This is a genomic window from Ancylobacter sp. GW821-FHT10E12, assembly GCF_058809335.1.
The window spans coordinates 62651-81928 of record NZ_JBXASN010000015.1 but is presented as its reverse complement, the minus strand read 5'-3'; the positions used below and the strand labels follow the sequence as shown (position 1 = coordinate 81928).

The 19278-nt window shown below is 67.3% G+C and carries 17 protein-coding genes and 1 pseudogene; 12 read left to right on the top strand and 6 right to left on the bottom strand.

Annotation, left to right across the window (positions count from 1 at the left end; all coding sequences use genetic code 11):
* Positions 1–33 precede the first annotated feature (33 nt).
* The 10 genes from AC1RU4_RS19445 to AC1RU4_RS19400 all read left to right on the top strand — a co-directional run bounded on the left by AC1RU4_RS19445 (position 34) and on the right by AC1RU4_RS19400 (position 10629).
* Positions 34–720, top strand: a complete 687-nt coding sequence (locus tag AC1RU4_RS19445; RefSeq protein ID WP_492892778.1) for a GntR family transcriptional regulator — start codon at positions 34–36, stop codon at positions 718–720.
* Between the two features lie 172 nt (positions 721–892).
* Positions 893–1897, top strand: a complete 1005-nt coding sequence (locus AC1RU4_RS19440; protein ID WP_492892777.1) for a Bug family tripartite tricarboxylate transporter substrate binding protein — start codon at positions 893–895, stop codon at positions 1895–1897.
* A 65-nt stretch (positions 1898–1962) separates the two neighbouring features.
* On the top strand, positions 1963–2472 hold the full coding sequence (locus AC1RU4_RS19435; protein ID WP_492892776.1) for a tripartite tricarboxylate transporter TctB family protein: 510 nt from the start codon (positions 1963–1965) through the stop codon (positions 2470–2472).
* A gap of 27 nt (positions 2473–2499) precedes the next feature.
* Positions 2500–4038, top strand: coding sequence for a tripartite tricarboxylate transporter permease (locus AC1RU4_RS19430; RefSeq protein ID WP_492892775.1), 1539 nt, complete (start codon positions 2500–2502; stop codon positions 4036–4038).
* Between the two features lie 83 nt (positions 4039–4121).
* Positions 4122–4865 (top strand): GntR family transcriptional regulator, encoded by a 744-nt coding sequence (locus tag AC1RU4_RS19425; RefSeq protein WP_492892774.1) that lies wholly within the window; start codon positions 4122–4124, stop codon positions 4863–4865.
* Between the two features lie 92 nt (positions 4866–4957).
* Positions 4958–6226, top strand: a complete 1269-nt coding sequence (locus AC1RU4_RS19420; protein ID WP_492892773.1) for a CaiB/BaiF CoA transferase family protein — start codon at positions 4958–4960, stop codon at positions 6224–6226.
* On the top strand, positions 6223–7032 hold the full coding sequence (locus tag AC1RU4_RS19415; protein WP_492892772.1) for an enoyl-CoA hydratase/isomerase family protein: 810 nt from the start codon (positions 6223–6225) through the stop codon (positions 7030–7032). The genes AC1RU4_RS19420 and AC1RU4_RS19415 overlap by 4 nt, the downstream gene beginning before the upstream one ends.
* A gap of 455 nt (positions 7033–7487) precedes the next feature.
* Entirely contained in the window at positions 7488–8615 is a 1128-nt protein-coding gene (locus AC1RU4_RS19410) for an S-(hydroxymethyl)glutathione dehydrogenase/class III alcohol dehydrogenase (protein ID WP_492892771.1), read from the top strand.
* 14 nt (positions 8616–8629) lie between these two features.
* Positions 8630–9466, top strand: a complete 837-nt coding sequence (fghA, locus tag AC1RU4_RS19405) for an S-formylglutathione hydrolase (RefSeq protein ID WP_492892840.1) — start codon at positions 8630–8632, stop codon at positions 9464–9466.
* Positions 9467–9648: 182 nt separating this feature from the next.
* Positions 9649–10629 (top strand): alpha/beta hydrolase, encoded by a 981-nt coding sequence (locus AC1RU4_RS19400; RefSeq protein WP_492892770.1) that lies wholly within the window; start codon positions 9649–9651, stop codon positions 10627–10629.
* A gap of 60 nt (positions 10630–10689) precedes the next feature.
* Here the strand turns inward: AC1RU4_RS19400 and AC1RU4_RS19395 are convergent, their stop codons facing one another.
* The 4 genes from AC1RU4_RS19395 to AC1RU4_RS19380 are packed head-to-tail and all read right to left on the bottom strand — an operon-like array spanning position 10690 to position 14581.
* Complete coding sequence (locus AC1RU4_RS19395) at positions 10690–11724, bottom strand: extracellular solute-binding protein (RefSeq protein WP_492892769.1); 1035 nt, start codon at positions 11722–11724, stop codon at positions 10690–10692.
* A gap of 28 nt (positions 11725–11752) precedes the next feature.
* Entirely contained in the window at positions 11753–12556 is an 804-nt protein-coding gene (locus AC1RU4_RS19390) for an ABC transporter permease (protein WP_492892768.1), read from the bottom strand.
* Positions 12549–13472 carry an ABC transporter permease gene (locus AC1RU4_RS19385; RefSeq protein WP_492892767.1) on the bottom strand — a complete coding sequence of 308 codons (924 nt, stop codon included), beginning with the start codon at positions 13470–13472 and terminating at the stop codon, positions 12549–12551. The genes AC1RU4_RS19390 and AC1RU4_RS19385 overlap by 8 nt, the downstream gene beginning before the upstream one ends.
* Before the next feature lie 2 nt (positions 13473–13474).
* The gene (locus AC1RU4_RS19380; RefSeq protein WP_492892766.1) at positions 13475–14581 is read right to left on the bottom strand and encodes an ABC transporter ATP-binding protein; all 1107 of its coding nucleotides are present in this window, start codon (positions 14579–14581) and stop codon (positions 13475–13477) included.
* A 143-nt stretch (positions 14582–14724) separates the two neighbouring features.
* Here AC1RU4_RS19380 and AC1RU4_RS19375 point away from each other — a divergent pair, with 143 nt between their 5' ends.
* Positions 14725–16395 (top strand): amidohydrolase, encoded by a 1671-nt coding sequence (locus AC1RU4_RS19375; protein WP_492892765.1) that lies wholly within the window; start codon positions 14725–14727, stop codon positions 16393–16395.
* Here AC1RU4_RS19375 and AC1RU4_RS19370 read toward each other — a convergent pair.
* Both AC1RU4_RS19370 and AC1RU4_RS19365 read right to left on the bottom strand, forming a co-directional pair.
* Positions 16374–17834 carry an amidase gene (locus AC1RU4_RS19370; RefSeq protein ID WP_492892764.1) on the bottom strand — a complete coding sequence of 487 codons (1461 nt, stop codon included), beginning with the start codon at positions 17832–17834 and terminating at the stop codon, positions 16374–16376. The genes AC1RU4_RS19375 and AC1RU4_RS19370 overlap by 22 nt on opposite strands.
* 47 nt (positions 17835–17881) lie before the next feature.
* Entirely contained in the window at positions 17882–18253 is a 372-nt protein-coding gene (locus AC1RU4_RS19365; RefSeq protein WP_492892763.1) for a winged helix-turn-helix transcriptional regulator, read from the bottom strand.
* 141 nt (positions 18254–18394) lie between these two features.
* On the opposite strand from AC1RU4_RS19365, the pseudogene AC1RU4_RS19360 reads away from it, so the two are divergent.
* Positions 18395–19232 (top strand): annotated as a pseudogene (locus tag AC1RU4_RS19360) (SDR family oxidoreductase).
* Positions 19233–19278: the final 46 nt, after the last annotated feature.

Below are 19278 nucleotides of genomic sequence, written 5' to 3'. Positions count from 1 at the left end.
CCGCGTAAGCCACCGAGAGAAGATCGTCGCATCATGGCGCCGTCCGAAACCGCGATCATCCCGCGCCGCAGCCTGCACGACGAGCTGGCCGCGCAACTGCGCGACATGATGGTGCGCGGCGATCTCAAGGCCGGCGACAAAGTCAACGAGCAGGCGCTGTGCCAGCGCTTCGGCGTCTCGCGCACTCCGCTGCGCGAGGCGCTCAAGGTGCTCGCCAGCGAGGGGCTGGTGATTCTCTCGCCCAATCGCGGCGCCAGCGTCGCCCGCATCAGCCCCGGCGAGGTCGACGACCTCTTCCCGATCATGGGCGCGATGGAAGCGCTCGCCGGCGAGACGGCCTGCGCCCGCGCCTCCGACGCCGACGTCGCCGGCGTGCAGGCGCTGCATGACGAGATGCTGGCCTTCTATCGTGCCGGCGACCCGGCCGGCTATTTGCGGCTCAACCGCCAGATCCACGAACGCTTCTTCGAGATCGCCGGCAACACCGCCCTTACCCTGCTCTACCAGACGCTGATGGTGCGCATCCACGCCGTCCGCTTCATCGCCCAGAAATCGATGGAACGCTGGCGCGAGGCGGTCGAGGACCATGAAAAGATGATGGCCGCCCTCAGGGCACGCGACGGCGCCCGGCTCGGTGCCATTCTCAAGGAGCATCTGCGCCACAAGGCGGCGATGGTCCACGAATCGCTGAGCGAGCCTGATTCTCAGGCCGCCGAATAGCGCCCTCTCCCTCGCTTCGTCCTCTGTCGCACGCCCTCGGACGCGCGTTCCAGACGCCATGCGCAAAAACGTAATCTGTAATTATTGATTTGAAATGATTGATGCGATAACGTCACCTCAATAATCGCGGAACCTCAATGGTCCGCTCAAAAAACCCAATGGGAGAGAAACGATGCCGAAGCATACCCTTGTTGCGCTTGCTCTCTGCCTCGGCGTCACGGCGCCGGGCATCGCCTTCGCGGAGTGGAAGCCGAACCGCCCGGTGGAATTCGTGGCGGCGGCCGGCCCCGGCGGCGGCACCGACACCTTCGCCCGCGTGGTGCAATCGGCCCTGAGCAAGAACGAATTGCTGACGACGCCGATCATCGTCAGCAACAAGGCCGGCGGCAGCGGCGCCGAGACCTTCATCTACGCGAAGTCGAACAAGGGCGATCCGTACAAGCTGTATTTCGGCACCCAGGACGCCTATGTGCTGCCGCTGGCCAACAAGCTGTCCTACAGCCTGAATGACCTCACCCCCGTCGCGGCAATGGTGTTCGACCCCTTCATCCTGTGGGTGAACCCGAAGGCCTCCGGCATCGAGGACGTGAAGGGCTTCATCGCCAAGGCGAAGGAAACTCCCGGCCAGATCAAGCTCGGCGGCGCGAAGGCGAAGGAAGCCGACGAGACGCTGATGACGCTCATCGAGCATTCGACCGGCGTCGACCTCACCTATATCCCCTACAAGAGCGGCAGCGAGGCGGCGATCCAGGTCGCCGGCGGCCACATCACCGCCAATGTCAACAATCCGAGCGAGAGCGTCGAGCAGTGGAAGGCCGGCGTACAGAAGCCGCTCTGCGTCTTCGAGAGCGAGCGCCTCGCCGATACCGCCGTCATTGCCGACGGCATGTCCTGGCACGACGTCCCGACCTGCATCGAGGCCGGCATCGACGTGAAGAGCTTCGCCCAGCCCCGCACCGTGTGGGCTTCGGCGGACCTCCCACCCGAGGCGCTCGCCTATTACGTCGACCTGCTTGCCAAGGCCGCCGCCGCGCCGGAGTTCAAGGCCTATGAGCAGCGCGGCGCCCAGATCCCGCGGATGCTGACCGGCGACGCCTTCAAGGGCTTCATCAAGCAGCACGAGGCCACCTACGCCGAGATCTACCGGCGCAACGGCTGGCTGCGCGCCGAACAGTGACACGCCTCGCGGACGGCGCCTCGCCGCCGTCCGTCCTTCCATCCCGCCGCGTCGGAGTGAGGCATATGGACATCTCGCGCAGCACCATGGACATCGCCGCCGCCTGCGCCACCGCCGCCGTCGGCGCGGTGGTCTGCTACGGCGCCACGCTGAACGGCATCGCCTGGAGCGAATCCGGGCCGCAGCCGGGCTATTTCCCCTTCTATATCGGCTGCCTGATCATCCTCGGCAGCGCCGGCACCATCGTGCAGGCGTTTCTGCGCCGGACCGGCGGGCGGGCGGCACGCGGCGCCGGCCCCGATGCAGAGCCCTTCATCGACGGCGAGCGGCTGCGCACCATCGTCGTCTTCTTCCTGCCGATCGTCGCCATGGTCGCCATCTCCGCCTGGCTCGGCCTCTATATCGGCATGGCGCTCTACATCTTCTACGCGCTGCGCGTCGCCGCCGGCTTCCGCACCGCCACCTCGCTGCTCGCGGCGCTGGCGGTCGTCGCGGTCAACTTCGTCATCTTCGAGAAGCTCTTCATGGTCCCGCTGCTCAAGGGACCGATCCTCGAAGCCTTCGGCATCTACTGACGAAAAGAAAACATCGAGGGACGCGCCATGGGCAATTTCGGGCAATTGATGGACGGCTTCGCCGTCGCGCTCACCGCCCATCACGTGATGATCATGGTGATGGGCGTGCTTCTCGGGCTGGTGGTCGGCGTGCTGCCGGGCCTCGGCGCGCCCAATGGCGTGTCGCTGCTGCTGCCGCTCACCTTCACCATGGATCCGATCTCCGCCATCATCCTGCTCACCTCCATGTATTGGGGCGCGCTGTTCGGCGGATCGACCACCTCCATCCTGTTCAACATTCCGGGCGAACCCTCTTCCGTCGCCACCACCTTCGATGGCTATCCGATGGCCAAGCAGGGGCAGGCGGTGCGGGCCCTCACCCTTGCCTTCACCTCCGCCGGCATCGGCGCGCTCACCGGCGTCCTGGTGATCACCCTGCTGTCGAGCTGGGTGGCGAACTTCGCGCTCCGCTTCGGCGCGGCGGAATATTTCGCCGTCTATTTCATGGCCTTCGCCAGCTTCATCGGCATGTCCGGCGGCTCGCCCTTCAAGACGCTGGTAGCGATGATGCTCGGCTTTGCCGCCGCCACGGTCGGCATCGACACCATTTCCGGCGAGGCGCGCCTCACCTTCGAGATGGACGAGCTGATCGGCGGCATCAGCTTCCTCATCGCGGTCATCGGCTTGTTCGGCCTCGGCGAGCTGCTGCTCACCATGGAAGAAGGCCTGAAGTTCGAGGGCGTGAAGGCGAAGCTCGACATCCGCGTCATCGCGCGCACCGTGGCGGAAGTGCCGCGCTACTGGGCGACGCTCCTGCGCAGCGCCGTCGTGGGCTGCTGGATGGGCATCACCCCCGGCGGACCCACCGCCGCCTCCTTCATGAGCTACGCGCTCGGGCGCCGCTTCTCCCGGCGCGGCCGCTTCTTCGGCAAGGGCGAGCCGGAAGGCATCGTCGCGCCGGAGACCGCCGACCATTCCGCCGGCTCCTGCGCGCTGCTGCCGATGCTGGCGCTGGGCATTCCCGGCTCCGCCACCGCGGCGGTGATGATGGGCGGGCTGATGATCTGGGGCCTCTCGCCCGGCCCGATGCTGTTCTCCACCCGCCCGGATTTCGTCTGGGGCCTCATCGCCTCCATGTATATGGGCAACCTCATCGCCGTCGTGCTGGTGCTCGCGACCGTCCCGCTCTTCGCCTATATCCTGCGGGCGCCGTTCACCGTCGTCGGACCGCTGATCACCGTCGTCTGCGTCATCGGCGCCTATACGGTGGCGAACCACATGTTCGACGTGTGGCTGGCGCTGGGCTTCGGCATAGTCGGCTACGTGTTCAAGAAGCTCGACTACCCGCTCGCGCCCTTCGTGCTCGCCATGGTCTTGGGCGACAAGGCGGAGGATGCCTTCCGCCAGGCCATGCTGACCTCGGACGGCTCGCCGGCGATCTTCTTCTCCAACGGCCTCGTGGCGACGATGATGGGCCTCGGCCTGCTGCTGCTGTGCCTGCCGGTGATCTCGCTGATCCTCAACGGCGGCCGCTCCGCCGCACATAAGGGCGCCGACGCCCCGGCGCCGGAAGGGAGGTCGGTGTGATCGACTTTCCGATGCCGACCTTTCCCGCCTATGCTTCCGGTGGGAAACGCACAGGCTCGCAGAAGCCGCCAGGAACAGACCGCATGTCCTCCGCCCCGATCATCCGCCATTCTCTCCACGAATCCCTCGTCGCCCCGCTGCGCGAGATGATCCTGCAGGGCGAGTTGCGGCCGGGCGAGAAGGTGCCGGAAGAACAGCTCTGCGAGCGGTTCGGGGTGTCGCGGACCCCGATCAGGGAGGCGCTGAAGGTGCTGGCGGCGGAAGGGGTGCTGCAGATCCTGCCGCATCGCGGCGCCATCGTCGCCCGCATCACCGAGGAGCAGATCGAGGAGCTGTTCCCGATCATGGCCTCGCTCGAGCGGCTTGCCGGCCTGCTCGCCTGCGGGCGCGCCGCCGACGCGGACATCGCGCGGGTGCGGGCCCTGCACGAGCGGATGATGGAGTGTTTCGAGGCCGGCGACGAGGTCGAGTATCTGCGGCACAACCGCCTGATCCACGAGGCGATCTTCGCCATCGCCGGCAACGCCACCCTGTCGGCCTTCTACCAGCAGATCCTCACCCGCATCCACGCCTGCCGCTTCGTGGTGCGCAAGAGCCGCGAGCACTGGCAGGCGGCGGTGACCGAGCACACGCAGATGATCGCGGCGCTGGAGGCACGTGACGGCCCGCGTCTCGCCGCCATCCTCGAGAGCCATGTGACCGGCACCACGGTGGGCATCGCCCGCGCCTTCATCGGCCGCATCGAGGCCGGTGGCGAGCCGGCGGAGGCAGCGCCCGCCAAGCCCCGCATTCGCGGTCGCCGGCCTTCGGGCGCGCTCACCAGCTGACCGCGCCGCCCGCCCGACAAGGGCGGCGTCTATGCCATTCGTAATTATTGATTGTGCATGCGGATTCCGCTCCGCAGAAAGGCTCGAAACCGATGACCGATCTTCTGGACCATTCGAGGGAGAAGCCGGCCACCCAGCACCAGGCGGAAGGCACGCCGCCGCCGCGGCCGCTCCCCCTCGCCGGCGTGCGGGTGCTCGATGTCAGCCAGGTGATGGCGGGACCCTATAGCTGCATGCTGCTCGGCGATCTCGGGGCCGACGTGATCAAGGTCGAGCCGCCAGGCACCGGCGACCAGACGCGCGGCGCCATGGGCTTCAAGATGAAGGGGCCTGACAGCATGGGCTTCCTCAACATGAACCGGAACAAGCGCTCGGTCGCCATCAACCTCAAGAGCGAGGCCGGACGCGAGCTGTTCTACGAATTGGTGAAGACCGCCGACATCCTGGTCGAGAACTACCGGCCGGGGGTGATGAAGCGGCTGAAATGCGACTACGAGACGGTGCGCCGCTACAATCCGCGCCTCGTCTATACCTCCATTTCCGGCTTCGGCCAGTCCGGTCCCTGGGCCGGGCGTCCCGGCTTCGACCTGATGGCGCAGGCCATGTCCGGCGTGATGAGCGTCACCGGTCATCCGGGCGGGCCGCCGGTGAAGGCGGGCGTGCCGGTCGCCGATATCGGCTGCGGCCTCTTCGCCACCTATGCAATACTCGGCGCCTATATCGGCGCCAGGAACACCGGCGAGGGCCAGTATATCGACGCCTCGCTGTTCGAGGCGGCGCTCGCCTTCTCGGTCTGGGACATCTCGGAATACTGGGGCCGCGGCACGCAGCCGATCCCGCTCGGCACCGCCAACCGCATGAGCGCGCCCTATCAGGCGGTGAAGTCCAGCGACGGCTATTTCGTCATGGGCGCCACCAACCAGAAGCTCTGGCTGCAGCTCTGCGAGACGCTGGCGCGTCCCGACCTCGTGGAGGATCCACGCTTCAAGACCAATCCCGACCGCCTCGCCCATCGCGAGGTGCTGATCGAGGAACTGGAGAAGACCTTCGTCACCCGCGCCTCGGATGAATGGGTGGAGGCGCTGCTGGCCGTCGGCATTCCGGCCGGCACCATGCACACCTACCCGGAGGCGTTCGAGAGCGAGCACGGCCGCCATCGGCAGATGCGCATCGAGATCGACCACCCGAACGAAGGCAAGGTGTCGAACATCGGCTTCGCGGTTAAGCTCACCGGCACGCCGCAGCAGGTGCACCGCCATCCGCCGCTGCTCGGCCAGCACAATGACGAGGTGCTGAAGGAGATCGGCCTCGATCGCACCGCCGTTGAAGATCTCGCCGCCCGCGGAGCCTTCGCCCCATGAACGTCGTCGCCAAGCCCGAAAACCCGAAGCCGGAGACCGGCGAGGGCACCGTCCGCCTCTCCATCGAGGGACAGGTCGCACGCCTCACCTTCGATCGCCCGTCCGCCCGCAATGCCATGACCTGGCGCATGTATGAGGAGCTCGCGGATGCCTGCCGCGTCATCTCCGCCACGCGCGAGGTGCGGGTCGCGGTGCTGCGCGGCGCCGGCGGCAAGGCCTTCGTCGCCGGCACCGACATCGATCAGTTCCGCGCCTTCTCGTCGGGCGCCGACGGCATCGCCTACGAGGAGAAGGTCGAGCGCTATGTGGGCGTGCTGGAAGGGCTCGCCGTGCCCACCATCGCGGTGGTCGAAGGCTGGGCCGTGGGTGGCGGCATGGCGCTCGCCAATGCCTGCGATTTCCGCGTGGCGACGCCGGGCGCGCGTTTCGGCGTGCCCATCGCCCGCACGCTCGGCAACTGCCTCTCCGCCTCCAATGTCCAGCGGCTCGTGGCGACGCTCGGGGTGAGCATGGTCAAGCGCATGCTGCTGCTCGCCGAGATGCCGAAGGCCGAGGAATTGCCGGCCGATTATGTGACGCTGGTGCCGGTGGCGGAGATCGACGCCCGCGTGGACGAATTATGCGCCCGCCTCGCCTCGCATGCGCCGATCACGCTGCGCGTCACCAAGGAGATGGTGCGCCGGCTCGCGCACGATCCGCATGCCGGCGACGCGGACCTCATCCGGCTGACCTATGGTTCGGCGGATTTCCGCGAGGGCGTCGAGGCCTTCCTGGCAAAGCGCACGCCGGAGTGGCGCGGCGAGTGAGGCGCGCATAGACGGCCCGGCTCCGCACGCGGCGCCCGGAGGCGACGGCGCGACCCAATTCCGACCTTGATCGGAGACCGGCGCCGTCCCTGGCTATCAGCGGCGTAAGGACGCGCTCGACCCCGTCCTCCCTCGCCGTCGCCACCTGGATCAGCCCGTTCTCGGCACGGCGGCGGGCCGTGGGCCCATGACGATCGCGCGCCCCAGAAATGGACCGAACTGCGCCGGACATCATAGGTTTCGGCACGATTCGGCGCATCCGGCCGCCGTTCATATGCGAGAATGCCGTCGCATCGCGGCGCGTCGCCCGCCTTCGGCAGGCCGCTCGACCGCGCCGCCAGAATTGCATCGTCCGCGGCGGGCGATACGGATATGAGGTGGATGACCCTATCGACATCACCTATGCCTGCATTCGAATCTACGCCCTCGCAGAATCACAAAAGGAAGCTTGCGCCATGAAATCGCGCGCCGCCGTCGCCTGGGAAGCCAAGAAGCCGCTGACCATCGAGACCATCGAGATCGGTGGGCCGAAGCCCGGCGAGGTGCTGGTCGAAATCATGGCGACAGGGGTGTGCCACACCGACGCCTATACGCTCGACGGGCTGGATTCGGAGGGCAAGTTCCCCGCCATCCTCGGCCACGAGGGCGCCGGGATCGTGCGCGAGATCGGCGCGGGCGTCACCTCGCTGAAGGTGGGCGATCACGTCATTCCGCTCTACACGCCGGAATGCCGGCAGTGCAAAACCTGCCTGTCGCAGCGCTCGAACCTGTGCACCTCGATCCGCGCCACCCAGGGGCAGGGCCTGATGCCGGACCGCACCAGCCGCTTCTCCTGCGAGCCGGTCAATGGTCGGGGCGGCGAGATCTTCCACTATATGGGCTGCTCGACCTTCTCGAACTTCACCGTGCTGCCCGAGATCGCGCTCGCCAAGGTGCGCGAGGACGCCCCGTTCGACAAGATCTGCTACATCGGCTGCGGCGTCACCACCGGCATCGGCGCGGTGGTCTATACCGCCAAGGTGTGGCCGGGCGCCAATGTGGTGGTGTTCGGCCTCGGGGGCATCGGCCTGAACGTCATCCAGGGCGCGCGGATGGTCGGCGCCGACAAGATCATCGGCGTCGACATCAACCCGGCCAAGGTCGAGATGGCGCGGAAGTTCGGCATGACCGACTTCATCAACCCGAAAGACGTCGGCAACGACAAGGTGGTCTCCGCCATCCAGGACCTGACCGATGGCGGCGCCGACTTCACCTTCGACTGCACCGGCAATGTGAACGTGATGCGCCAGGCGCTGGAAGCCTGCCATCGCGGCTGGGGCACCTCGATCGTCATCGGCGTCGCGCCGGCGGGAGCGGAAATCTCCACCCGCCCGTTCCAGCTGGTCACCGGGCGCAACTGGCGCGGCTCGGCCTTCGGCGGCGCGCGCGGGCGCACCGACGTGCCGAAGATCGTCGACTGGTACATGGAGGGCAAGATCAATATCGACGACCTGATCACCCACACCATGCCGCTCGAAGACATCAACACTGCCTTCGATCTGATGCACGAGGGCAAGTCGATCCGCTCGGTCGTGATCTACTGATGGGCGAGCTACGGATGGAGACGGTCTCCAAGGCGAAGTCGCATGGCGGCGTGCAGGGCGTCTACCGGCATGATTCCACGGTCACCGGCACGCCGATGACCTTCGCGGTCTTCGTGCCGCCGCAGGCGGCCGATGGCCCGGTACCGGTGCTGTGGTATCTGTCCGGCCTCACCTGCACCCATGCCAATGTCATGGAGAAGGGCGAGTACCGCGCGGCGGCGGCCGAGCATGGCGTGATCGTCGTCGCGCCGGATACCAGCCCGCGCGGCGAGGGCGTGCCCGATGAACCCGACAACTGGCAGTTCGGCTCGGGGGCGGGCTTCTATCTCGACGCGACGCAGGCGCCGTTCCACCGGCACTACCGGATGTATTCCTATATCGCGCAGGAACTGCCGGCGCTGGTCGCCTCGGCCTTCCCGGCGGACATGGCCCGCCAGGGCATATTCGGCCATTCGATGGGCGGCCATGGCGCCTTGACCATCGCGCTCAAGCACCCGGACCGCTTCGTTAGCTGCTCGGCCTTCGCCCCCATCGTGCAGCCCAGCACGGCGGACTGGTCGCGGCCGGCGCTGGCCAAATATCTCGGCGAGGACGAAGCCGCCTGGCGCGCATATGACGCGCTCGCCCTGATCGAAGACGGCCGGCGCTTTCCCGAATTGCTGGTGGATCAGGGAACCGCCGATCCGTTCCTGAACACCGGATTGCGGCCCGAATTGCTTGTGGAGCCCTGCAAACAGGCCGGCATCGCGCTGACGCTGAACATGCGCGAGGGCTACGATCACTCCTACTTCTTCATCTCGACCTTCATGGCCGACCATATCACCTGGCACGCGAAGCGCCTCGGCCGGTGAACCGGATGCCGCTGCTCCCGTGAGAAGGCCCGGCGGCGCGCCGGGCCTTCGGTGATCCGCTCGGGGCCGCTCGCCGTAAAGACATCATGCTCTCGATGTCTCGCCTCGTTTCGTATCTCTTCGGGCCGGTCCGGCGCATGGTCGCGCAAGGCTTGGCCGCGCAAGGCATGGCCGCGGAAGGCATGGCCGTGGATGCCGGCTGGCGCGTTGCCGCCGGCCCGGTCGACCACCTTCGTCCGCCTCGATCCACCTTCCCCTCCATCCGCCGCGGATCGGGCGCCAGCCCGACTCTCGTCGGCCTCGCCCTGATGGCAGCGGCCACCGGTCTCGGATATGCGATGCTGTTCTCGCCGGTCGATGCCCTCAACGGCCTTGCCAGATTCGGCTCGTACCAGCTCAGCTCCGACATTCCCTACGCACCCGGTGCGCGGCATCGGCTCGACCTCTATCGACCGCGCGGCGGCAGCGACCCCCGCCCGGTGGTGGTGTTCTTCTATGGCGGAAGCTGGCAGGAGGGCGATCGGGAGACCTATCGCTTCGTCGGCGCCGCGCTCGCCGATCGGGGCATCCTCGCCATCATCCCAGACTACCGGGTCTACCCGGACGTGCGCTTTCCCGGCTTTCTGCGCGACGGGGCGCAGGCGGTGCGCTGGACGCGCGAGCATGCCGCCGAATATGGCGGCGATCCGCGCAGGATCGTACTGATGGGGCATTCCGCCGGTGCGCATATCGCCGCGATGCTGGCACTCGATGCCCAGTGGCTCGGCCGCGTCGGGCTGGACAATCGCCGCGACATCGCCGGCATGGTCGGCCTCGCCGGGCCCTATGATTTCCTGCCGCTCAAAGACGCGACGCTGAAGACGATATTCGGTCCGGCGGACCAGCTCGCGCGGACACAGCCGATCAACTTCGTCGACGGAAAGGCAGCGCCGATGTTCCTGGCCGCCGGGCGGCTCGACACCACGGTCGATCCCGGCAACACGACCCGGCTGGCGAACCGGATCCGCCAGCGCGGCGGATCGGTGACGGACGTGCTCTATGCCGGCGTCGACCATCGCGGCATCATCGGCGCGTTCTCGCCGCCGCTGCGCCTGCTCGCGCCGGCGCTGTCCGACACGGTCGGCTTCGTTCGCTCGGTGACGGCGGGAACACCGCCGCGGTGAGCGGTTACTTCACGCGCTCGCGGGGGCGGGATGGCCGTCCCGTCCCCGCAAAAAGGCGCGTCACTTGTTCACGTCGGTCCAGATGCGCGTGTAGAGCTGGCTGACCTCCGGCGGACAGGCGGTGAGGAACTCGCCGGCCTTTTCGAACTGCGCGGGAACGACGAGCTCCGGCGCGTCCTTCATGTCGGCGGGCATGAACTTGTCGGAGCCCTTGATGCCGTTGGCATATTTGGCGAAGGCCGAGATCATGGCGGCGTTTTCCGGGTCCATGATGAAGTTCAGGAACAGCTTGGCATTCTCGACATTCTTGGCGTCCTTGAGGATGGCGGCGCTATCCATGAAGAACGGGAACCCTTCCTTCGGATAGCCGAAGGCGATGTCCGGGTTCTTCAGCCGGGAGCGCATCACCGCGCCGTTCCAGTAATACACCGCCGAGTAGTCGCCCGCCGGCAGCTTCTCGGTGACGCTGTAGTCCATGGCCAGCCATTTCGGCTTCGCCTCGACCAGCTTGTCGCGCACCTTCTTCAAGACGTCCTTGTCAGCCGTGCACCAGTCGCCGCCGAAATACTTGATGGTGGCGAACAGCACGTCGTTCATTTCCGGCGCGACATTGATCTTGCCGACCAGCTCCTTCGGCGGATCGAGGAAGATCGCCGAGGTGTTGATGTCGCCGCCATAGGCCTTCTTGTTGACGCCGATGCCGGTGAGGCCCCACTGCCACGGCACGGTGTAGTGGCGCCCCTTGTCCCACGCCACGTCGACCCAGCGCGGGTCGACATTCCTGAAGTTCTCCATCTGGTCGGGCCGCGCTTCCAGCAGCAGGCCTTCCTTGATCCAGATCGGCACGTAGTTGGCGGAGGGCATCACGATGTCGAAGCCATGGCCGCCGGCGCGCACCTTGGCCAGCGCGGTGTCGTTGGAATCGTAGTCGGTCACCGTGACCTTGACCTTGTACGTGTCCTCGAACTTCTTGATCATCTCGGGGCTGGTATAGTCGCCCCAGTTATAGATGTTGAGCGCGCCTTCGGCTGCGGCGCTGCCCGCAAAACCCATGACCGCGATGGCCGCGCCCGCGACCGTCATCTTCCAGTTCATATTCCGTCTCCGAAGGCTTTGTTGTGGTTCAGGTCTTCTGGCGATTGATGAAGAAAAACACGGTGACGAGCACCACCGACAGCGCCAGGAACGCCGCGGCGATGGCGTTGACCTCGGGGGTGACGGTGCGGCGGATCTGGCCGAGCATGTAGGTCGGCAAGGTGTCCTGCCCGCCCGACTTGACGAACTCGGTGATGACGACGTCGTCGAGCGAGATCACGAAAGCCAGCATGAAGCCGGCAATGATGCCGGGCCGCAGCAGCGGCAGCGTCACCCTTCGAAACGCCATCCAGGGCGTGGCGTAGAGGTCGGCGGCGGCGCGCTCCAGCGAGGCGTCCATGCTCTCCAGCCGCGCGCGGATCGGCAGGTAGGCGAAGGGGATGCAGAAGGCGGTATGGGCGAGGATCAGGTAACCGAGCCCGGAATAGCCGGTCCAGACCTTGATGCGCGAGAACACGATCAGCAGTGCCACCGCGGTGACGATCTCCGGCACCATCAGCGGCTGGTTGATGAAGGCATATTTGAAGCCGAGGCCGCGATAGGGCGCGGTGCGCGTCGTCGCGATCGCCGCCATGGTGGCGGCCACCGTCGCGAGGGACGCCGCCCAGCCCGCGACGATCAGCGAGCGCCAGGCCGCGTCCTGCACGGCGACGTTCCTCGACGCATCGACGAACCACCTGAGCGAGAAGCCGCCCCACGTGGTGACCGACTCGCTGGCGTTGAAGGCATAGGCGACCAGCGTGGCGATGGGCAGGTAGAGCACGGCGAAGGTGAACATCGCCACGGCGGCGAAACCCGGCTGGGCACGGATGTCGAAGCGCCGCCTAGCCATGCTGCCCCCCGGAACGCGAGGCGTTGCGCACATAGACCAGCAGGGCGAGCATCACGATGGCCATCAGGGTGATGGAGATCGCCGCGCCGAGCGGCCAGTTGCGGCCGGCGCCGAACTGCAATTCGATCAGGTTGCCGAGCATCAAGTTCTTGCCGCCGCCCAGCACGCGCGGAATGACATAGGCGCCGAGCGAGGGGATGAAGACCAGGATCGAGCCGGCGACGATGCCGGGCTTCACCATCGGGATGATGATCCGCCGCAGCACGGCGAGCCGCCCGGCATAGAGGTCGTAGCCGGCCTCGATCAGCCGGAAGTCCAGCTTCTCCATGCTGGCATAGAGCGGCAGCACCATCAGCGGCAGGTACACGTAGACCATGCCGAACAGGATCGCCCAGTCGGTGTACAGGATCTGCAGCGGTTGATCGATGATGCCCAGCGCCCGCAGCAGCGAGTTCAGGACGCCTTCGTTGCGGATCACCTGCTGCATCGCGAAAGCCCGGATCAGCAGGTTGGTCCAGAACGGGATGGTCACCAGGAACACCCAGACCTCGCGGGTGCTGCGCGGCCGGGTGGCGATGAAATAGGCGGTCGGAAAGCCGAGCAGCAGCGTCGCCAGCGTGGTGATGATCGACAGCCGCACCGAGCGCCACAGGATCGACAGATGCGCATCGGCGAAGGTCAGCGTGTCGTCGAAGATGTCGCGCTGGAACAACACCGAGAACCAGCCGTCGAGCGAATACTCGCCGACCTTCACGTCGCCGTAATCGCCCTTCGCCATGAAGGAATAGGCGAGCATCACGAAGAGCGGACCGGTCGCCGCGACGAAGATGATGACGAGCGCCGGCGCCGAGAGCAGCCAGCGCGAGGCGATGCTCTCGCGCTCCCTCCGCCTGGCGATCTCGGCTGCGGTGGCCATGGTCAGTCCCTCAGCACTTGCGCGGCGTCGGCGGCGATCTCGATGCCGGCGCGGTCGCCGACCTGGAAGCCGCAGGACCGGGTGCGGGCGTTCTGCTGGCGCACCGTGAACACCTCGCCATCGTCCAGCCTGACGTGGATATGCGTGTCGGTGCCGAAATAGACCACGTTGTCGACCGTGCCGAACAATTGCCCGCCTTCCGGCACCGCGCGCGCATGCTCCGGCCGGACCACGACCGTGGCCTCGCTCTTCGGCTGCAGGCCCTCGGCGATGGTCGCCGCGATCTCGGCGCCCGACTTCAGCCGCACCCTCGCCACGCCGTTCTGGATGCCGAGCACCGAGGCGGTGAGGAAATTGGTCTCGCCGATGAAGTCGGCGACGAAGCGTTCCGCCGGCTTGTCGTAGATGTCCCAGGGTGAGCCGATCTGCAGCACCTTGCCCTTCGACATCACCGCGATGCGGTCCGACATCGTCAGCGCCTCTTCCTGGTCGTGGGTGACGAACACGAAGGTGATGCCGGTCTCGTGCTGCATGCGCTTCAGCTCGATCTGCATCTCCTTGCGCAGCTTGTAGTCGAGCGCCGACAGCGGCTCGTCGAGCAGCAGCACCTTGGGGCCGGGCGCCAGGGCGCGGGCCAGCGCCACGCGCTGCGCCTGGCCGCCGGAAATCTGGTCGGTGCGGCGCCGGGCAAGCTCCTCCATGTGCACCAGCTTCAGCATGGCGGCGACGCGGGAGGCGATCTCGGCCTTCGGCCGGCCGAGCATCTGCATGCCGAAGGCGATGTTCTCCCACACGGTCAGGTGCGGGAACAGCGCGTAGCTCTGGAACACCGTGTTGATCGGCCGCTTGAACGGCGGCAGGCCGGCAATATCCTCGCCATGCAGCAGGATCGCGCCTTCGCTGGGATATTCGAAGCCGGCAATGAGCCTGAGCAGGGTGGTCTTGCCGCAGCCGGAAGGCCCGAGCAGGGTGAAGAACTCGTTCTCGCGGATGGAGATCGACACATTGTCGAGCGCACGCAGCGCACTCGGCCCCTGGCCGAACTGCTTGACGATACCCCGAGCCTCGATCGCAACGCGCTTGTCCTGTGCCGCTGCAGGCTCCGGCATACTTCGCACCCGTCGATCGTTGTCGTTCTCTGGAGACGCCGCGGTATTTCCGTGCGCCGATATTCTTATGTCGATCAGCCTATGGGACGGGTTGGATTCCGGCAAGGCGGGTCGGTATGAATGTGATCAAAAAGGAGTCGCCCATGCCGGTTGCCGACATCATCATCGAGAATGCCCGCATCGTCACGATGGATCCGGGGCGCCCCACCGCCGAGGCTATCGCCTTGAAGGACGGGCAGATTCTCGCCGTCGGCACGCGGGCCGACATCGCCGGGGCGGCACCCTCCGCACGTCGCCGGATCGACGCCGGCGGCGCCTCGGTGCTGCCCGGCTTCGTCGAAAGTCACATCCATCTGTTCACCGGCGGCGCCCAGTTGCGCAGCCTGTCGCTCGCCGGCATGACCGGTTTCGACCGCATCGCCGCGGCGATACGCGAGCGCTCGGCGGCGGAGCCGAATTCGCCGATGCTGATCGCCGAGCAGGCCGCCTATTTCATGTTCGGCGACAACGAGCCGATCACCCGGCAGGTCCTCGACCGCGTGCTGCCCGACCGGCCGCTCGCCCTCTTCGCCAGCGACCATCACACCATGTGGGCGAACACGCCGGCACTGAAAGCCGCCGGCCTGCTGCACGGCCTCGACATGCCGCCCGGCAACGAGGTGGTGATGGGCGCGGACGGGCTGGCGACCGGCGAATTGCGCGAGTTCGAGGCCTTCGCCCCCATCGCCGCGCTGACGCCGACCGGCGGGCGCGAGATGCTCGGCCTGTCCGGCCACGAGCCGTCGACCCCGCCGACGAGCGCCCAGCGCGCCATCGACCGCGACATCATCAAGCAGGCGCTGGCCTATTGCGCCTCGCTCGGCATTACCAGCTTCCACAACATGGACGGCAATTTCTACCAGCTCGAACGGCTGGGCGAGATCGAGGCGGCAGGCGAGCTCATCGTCCGCGGCCGCGTCCCGTTCCGCCTCACACCCGGCATGGCTCTGTCGGAGCTGGAGAAGGCCGTCGAGATGCGCCGCCGCTGGCACTCCGACCGGCTCAAGGCCGATTTCGTCAAGATCTTCATGGACGGCGTCGTCGAATCGACCACCGCCCACATGGTCGAGGACTACTGCACCGCGCCGGGGGAGCGCGGCTCCTCGTTCTTCGAGCCGGACGCGTTCGACGCCATCTGCACCGAGATCGACCGCCTCGGCTTCCAGATCACCGTCCATGCCATCGGCGACGCGGCGGTCAACCGCACGCTGAACGGCTACGAGGCGGCGCGCCGCGCCAATGGCGCCCGCGACAGCCGCCACCGCATCGAGCATATCGAAATGCTGCTGCCGTCCGACCTGCCGCGCTTCGCGCAGCTCGGCGTCATCGCCTCGATGCAGCCGACGCACGCGCCGGGCGGCTATTATCCGCCGGAGCCGATCCTCTCCATGGTCGGGCGCGAGCGCATGCGCAGCGCCTATGCCTGGCAGACGATCCGCGATACCGGCGCGCGCCTCGTCTTCGCCAGCGACTGGCCGGTGGCGCCGCTCGACCCGCTGCTGGGCATCAAGACCGCGATGACACGGCTCCCGGCCTTCGAGGGCGCCCCGGACGAGCGGCAGAGCCTGACGGATTCGATCGCCGGCTTCACCACCGACGGCGCCTTCGCCGAGTTCGCGGAGGGCCGCAAGGGCCGGCTGACGCCCGGCGCCCTGGCCGATGTCGTCATCCTCTCGGGCGACATCGAAGCCACCCCGCCGGAGGAGATCGACACGCTCAAGGTCGCCGCCACCATCTGCGGCGGCGCGCTCACCTATGAGCGCAGCGCCGCGTAGCTGACCGGCGGCCGGCGCTGGAACCACGGCGCCGCCTCCTCGATGCGGGCGCACAGGCCGAGCAGCATCTCGTCATGCCCATAGGCGGCGGCGAGATGCACGCCGACGGGCAGCCCGTCGGCGCTCCAGTGCAGCGGCAGCGACGCCGCCGGCTGGCCCGACGCATTGAAGGCGGCGGTGAAGGGCGAATAGGCGAACACCCCGCCGGGGCCCATGCGGTAGTCGACATATTCCTTGCCGACATGGTTGAAGCGGCCGAGCTTCGCCGGGGTCTCGGCGAGCGTCGCGGTCAGCAGCACGTCGTAATTCAGGAAGAAGGCCGCCATCTCGCGCCCATAGGCGTGGACCCGGTTGATCGCCTCCAGATAGTCGCTGCCGCTGATCGTGCGCGCATAGTCGATCGCGGTGCGCGCGACGCTTTCGATCTCGCCCTCGCCGGGCGGCGTGCCGCGCCGGCGCACGGCGGATTCCACCGACAGCGCGGTGCCGCAGGCGACGATCCGGGTCCAGGCGGCCATCATGCCGGAGGTGTCGGCGACCGGGCGTGCCTCTTCCAGCTGGTGGCCGAGGCCCTCCAGCAGCTTCGCCGCCGCCTCGACGGCGGCGCGGCATTCGGGGTGTATCGCCTCGCCGGTCAGGCTGGTGGTGGCGAAGGCGATCCTCAGCCCGCCGTCGCGCCGCTCCAGCGCCTGGCGGAAGCCCGCCTCCAGCGGCGGCGCGGCATAGGGCGCGCCGAGATCGGCGCCATGGGTGGCGTCGAGCAGCACGGCGGTATCGCGCACCGAGCGGGTAAGGAAACCGTCAATGGCCATGCCGGCCCAGCCTTCGCCGACATAGGGCCCGTCCGGCAGGCGGGCGCGGGTGGCCTTGAAGCCGAACAGGCCGCAGGATGAGGCCGGGATGCGCACCGAGCCGCCGCCATCCGAGCCATGCGCGGCGGGAACGATGCCGGAGGCGACGGAGGCCGCCGCGCCGCCGGAGGAACCGCCCGGCGTATGCAGGGGGTTCCACGGGTTGCGGGTCGGCCCGCCATAGACGGCGGCCTCGGTGGTCGGCCCGACGCCGCCTTCCGGCGAGGTGGTGCGACCGAAGGTGATGAGGCCGGCCGCCTTGAGCCGGGCATAGATCGCTGAATCCTTGCCGTAGCGGGTGTCGGCGAACAGGCGCGAGCCGTTATTGGAGGGAAAGTCGATCGCCTCGGCGCCGAGATCCTTGATGAGGAACGGCACGCCGGCGAGCGGCCCGTCCGGCAGGCCCTCGGCGATGAGGCGCCGCGCCGTGGCTTCCTGCAGCATGGTGACGGCGTTCAGCTGCGGATTGAGCGCCGCCACGCGCGCCAGCGCTTCGTCGAGCAGCTCGTCGGGGCTGACGTCACGGCGGCGGACCAGTTCCGCTAGGGCAACGGCATCGCAGGCGTCGTAAAGGCTGCTGATATTCACGGTCACGCTCTCGCTGATTCGTCGGATCCCGGCTCTCGGCAGCACCCTTAATCCTTCTTCATGGCAGCGTCATAGCTCGCCTGCGCGCTCGCCACCGCGTCCATGTTGCTCTCGGCCCAATGGGCCAGCGCCGACACGGTCTGCGTCAAGGTCCGGCCGAGCGGGGTCAGCGCGTATTCCACCGTGACCGGCACGGTGGCGAAGATCGAGCGCGAGACCAGCCCGTCGCGCTCCAGCTTCTTCAGCGTCTGCGACAGCACCTTCTGCGAGATCCCCTTGATGTCGCGGCGCAGGTGGTTGAACCGCACCGGCCCGTCCTCCAGCCGGTCGAGGATCAGCAGCGCCCATTTATCCGCCAGCCGGTCCAACACGCGGCGGGTCGGGCAATTGTCCTGATAGACGTCGTAGGCCCGCCTCATCGATCCCTCCGTCCTTTCGCCGGCTATCGGTTTCCTCGGGGAAACCAGGTGCGCTGAAAGTGCTCTCTTCCGCGTCACCCTTATCGGAACTATCTATACAACGGATAGATAGTTTCCATTAGATACTAAGAGTATTTTACGATGACAGGCAAGATTCTCGTGCTCGGCGCCACCGGCAATGTCGGCAGGCCCTTGGTGAAGGCATTGGTCGCGGCGGGCGAAAAGGTGAAGGCGGCCTCCCGCATCGGCAGGCCCGTGGACGGCGCGGAGGGGCGTCGCGTTCGATCTTGCCGACCCGTCGAGCTTCGGCCCGGCCTTCGAAGGCGTCGACCGCGCCTATGTGAGGCTGCCCACCGGCTATGTGAATGCGCGGGAACTGCTCGTCCCGGTGATCGAGGCGGCGGCCGCCCGCGGGGTCAAGGTGGTGTTCCAGAGCGTCTTCGGCGTCGCCGACGATTCCATCCCCTATCGGCAGGTGGAGATCGCGCTTGAGAAATCCGGCACGCTCTATGTGATCCTGCGGCCGAACTGGTTCGCCGATAATTTCCATGTCTTCTGGAAACCCGGCATCGACCATGGCCGGATCGCGGTTCCCGCCGGCGAGGGCATGTCGAGCTTCATCGACGCGCGCGACATTGCCGGCAGCGCCGCCGCCGCGCTGACTACCGGCCGCTTCGACGGCAAGGCCTTCAATCTCACCGGCCCGCAGGCGCTCTCCTATGCGCAGGCCGCGACGATCCTGTCATCCGCCCTCGGCAAGCCGGTCGCCTATGACGCGATCGACGACGCCGCCTTCATCGGCATGCTGACCGGCGCCGGCGTCCCGGCCGATTATGCCGGCTTCCTCGCCTCGATCTTCCATCCGGTCCGGCAGGGCTGGACCGCGGCGGTCACCGGCGATGTCGAGACGCTGACCGGCAAGGCGCCGCGCACGCTGGAGACCTATGCGCGCGACCACGCCGCCGACCTCGCCGCCTGAGCGGAGCAAGGCGCCGGGGCCGAAGGTCACGCATGTCCGCGCCGCC

What these genes read in the sequence shown, in the direction of transcription:
- AC1RU4_RS19445 (WP_492892778.1), top strand. Translation starts at nt 34, where the DNA reads ATGGCGCCGTCCGAAACCGCGATCATCCCGCGCCGCAGCCTGCACGAC.
- AC1RU4_RS19440 (WP_492892777.1), top strand. Translation starts at nt 893, where the DNA reads ATGCCGAAGCATACCCTTGTTGCGCTTGCTCTCTGCCTCGGCGTCACG.
- AC1RU4_RS19435 (WP_492892776.1), top strand. Translation starts at nt 1,963, where the DNA reads ATGGACATCTCGCGCAGCACCATGGACATCGCCGCCGCCTGCGCCACC.
- AC1RU4_RS19430 (WP_492892775.1), top strand. Translation starts at nt 2,500, where the DNA reads ATGGGCAATTTCGGGCAATTGATGGACGGCTTCGCCGTCGCGCTCACC.
- AC1RU4_RS19425 (WP_492892774.1), top strand. Translation starts at nt 4,122, where the DNA reads ATGTCCTCCGCCCCGATCATCCGCCATTCTCTCCACGAATCCCTCGTC.
- AC1RU4_RS19420 (WP_492892773.1), top strand. Translation starts at nt 4,958, where the DNA reads ATGACCGATCTTCTGGACCATTCGAGGGAGAAGCCGGCCACCCAGCAC.
- AC1RU4_RS19415 (WP_492892772.1), top strand. Translation starts at nt 6,223, where the DNA reads ATGAACGTCGTCGCCAAGCCCGAAAACCCGAAGCCGGAGACCGGCGAG.
- AC1RU4_RS19410 (WP_492892771.1), top strand. Translation starts at nt 7,488, where the DNA reads ATGAAATCGCGCGCCGCCGTCGCCTGGGAAGCCAAGAAGCCGCTGACC.
- fghA (WP_492892840.1), top strand. Translation starts at nt 8,630, where the DNA reads ATGGAGACGGTCTCCAAGGCGAAGTCGCATGGCGGCGTGCAGGGCGTC.
- AC1RU4_RS19400 (WP_492892770.1), top strand. Translation starts at nt 9,649, where the DNA reads ATGGCCGTGGATGCCGGCTGGCGCGTTGCCGCCGGCCCGGTCGACCAC.
- AC1RU4_RS19395 (WP_492892769.1), bottom strand. Translation starts at nt 11,724, where the DNA reads ATGAACTGGAAGATGACGGTCGCGGGCGCGGCCATCGCGGTCATGGGT.
- AC1RU4_RS19390 (WP_492892768.1), bottom strand. Translation starts at nt 12,556, where the DNA reads ATGGCTAGGCGGCGCTTCGACATCCGTGCCCAGCCGGGTTTCGCCGCC.
- AC1RU4_RS19385 (WP_492892767.1), bottom strand. Translation starts at nt 13,472, where the DNA reads ATGGCCACCGCAGCCGAGATCGCCAGGCGGAGGGAGCGCGAGAGCATC.
- AC1RU4_RS19380 (WP_492892766.1), bottom strand. Translation starts at nt 14,581, where the DNA reads ATGCCGGAGCCTGCAGCGGCACAGGACAAGCGCGTTGCGATCGAGGCT.
- AC1RU4_RS19375 (WP_492892765.1), top strand. Translation starts at nt 14,725, where the DNA reads ATGCCGGTTGCCGACATCATCATCGAGAATGCCCGCATCGTCACGATG.
- AC1RU4_RS19365 (WP_492892763.1), bottom strand. Translation starts at nt 18,253, where the DNA reads ATGAGGCGGGCCTACGACGTCTATCAGGACAATTGCCCGACCCGCCGC.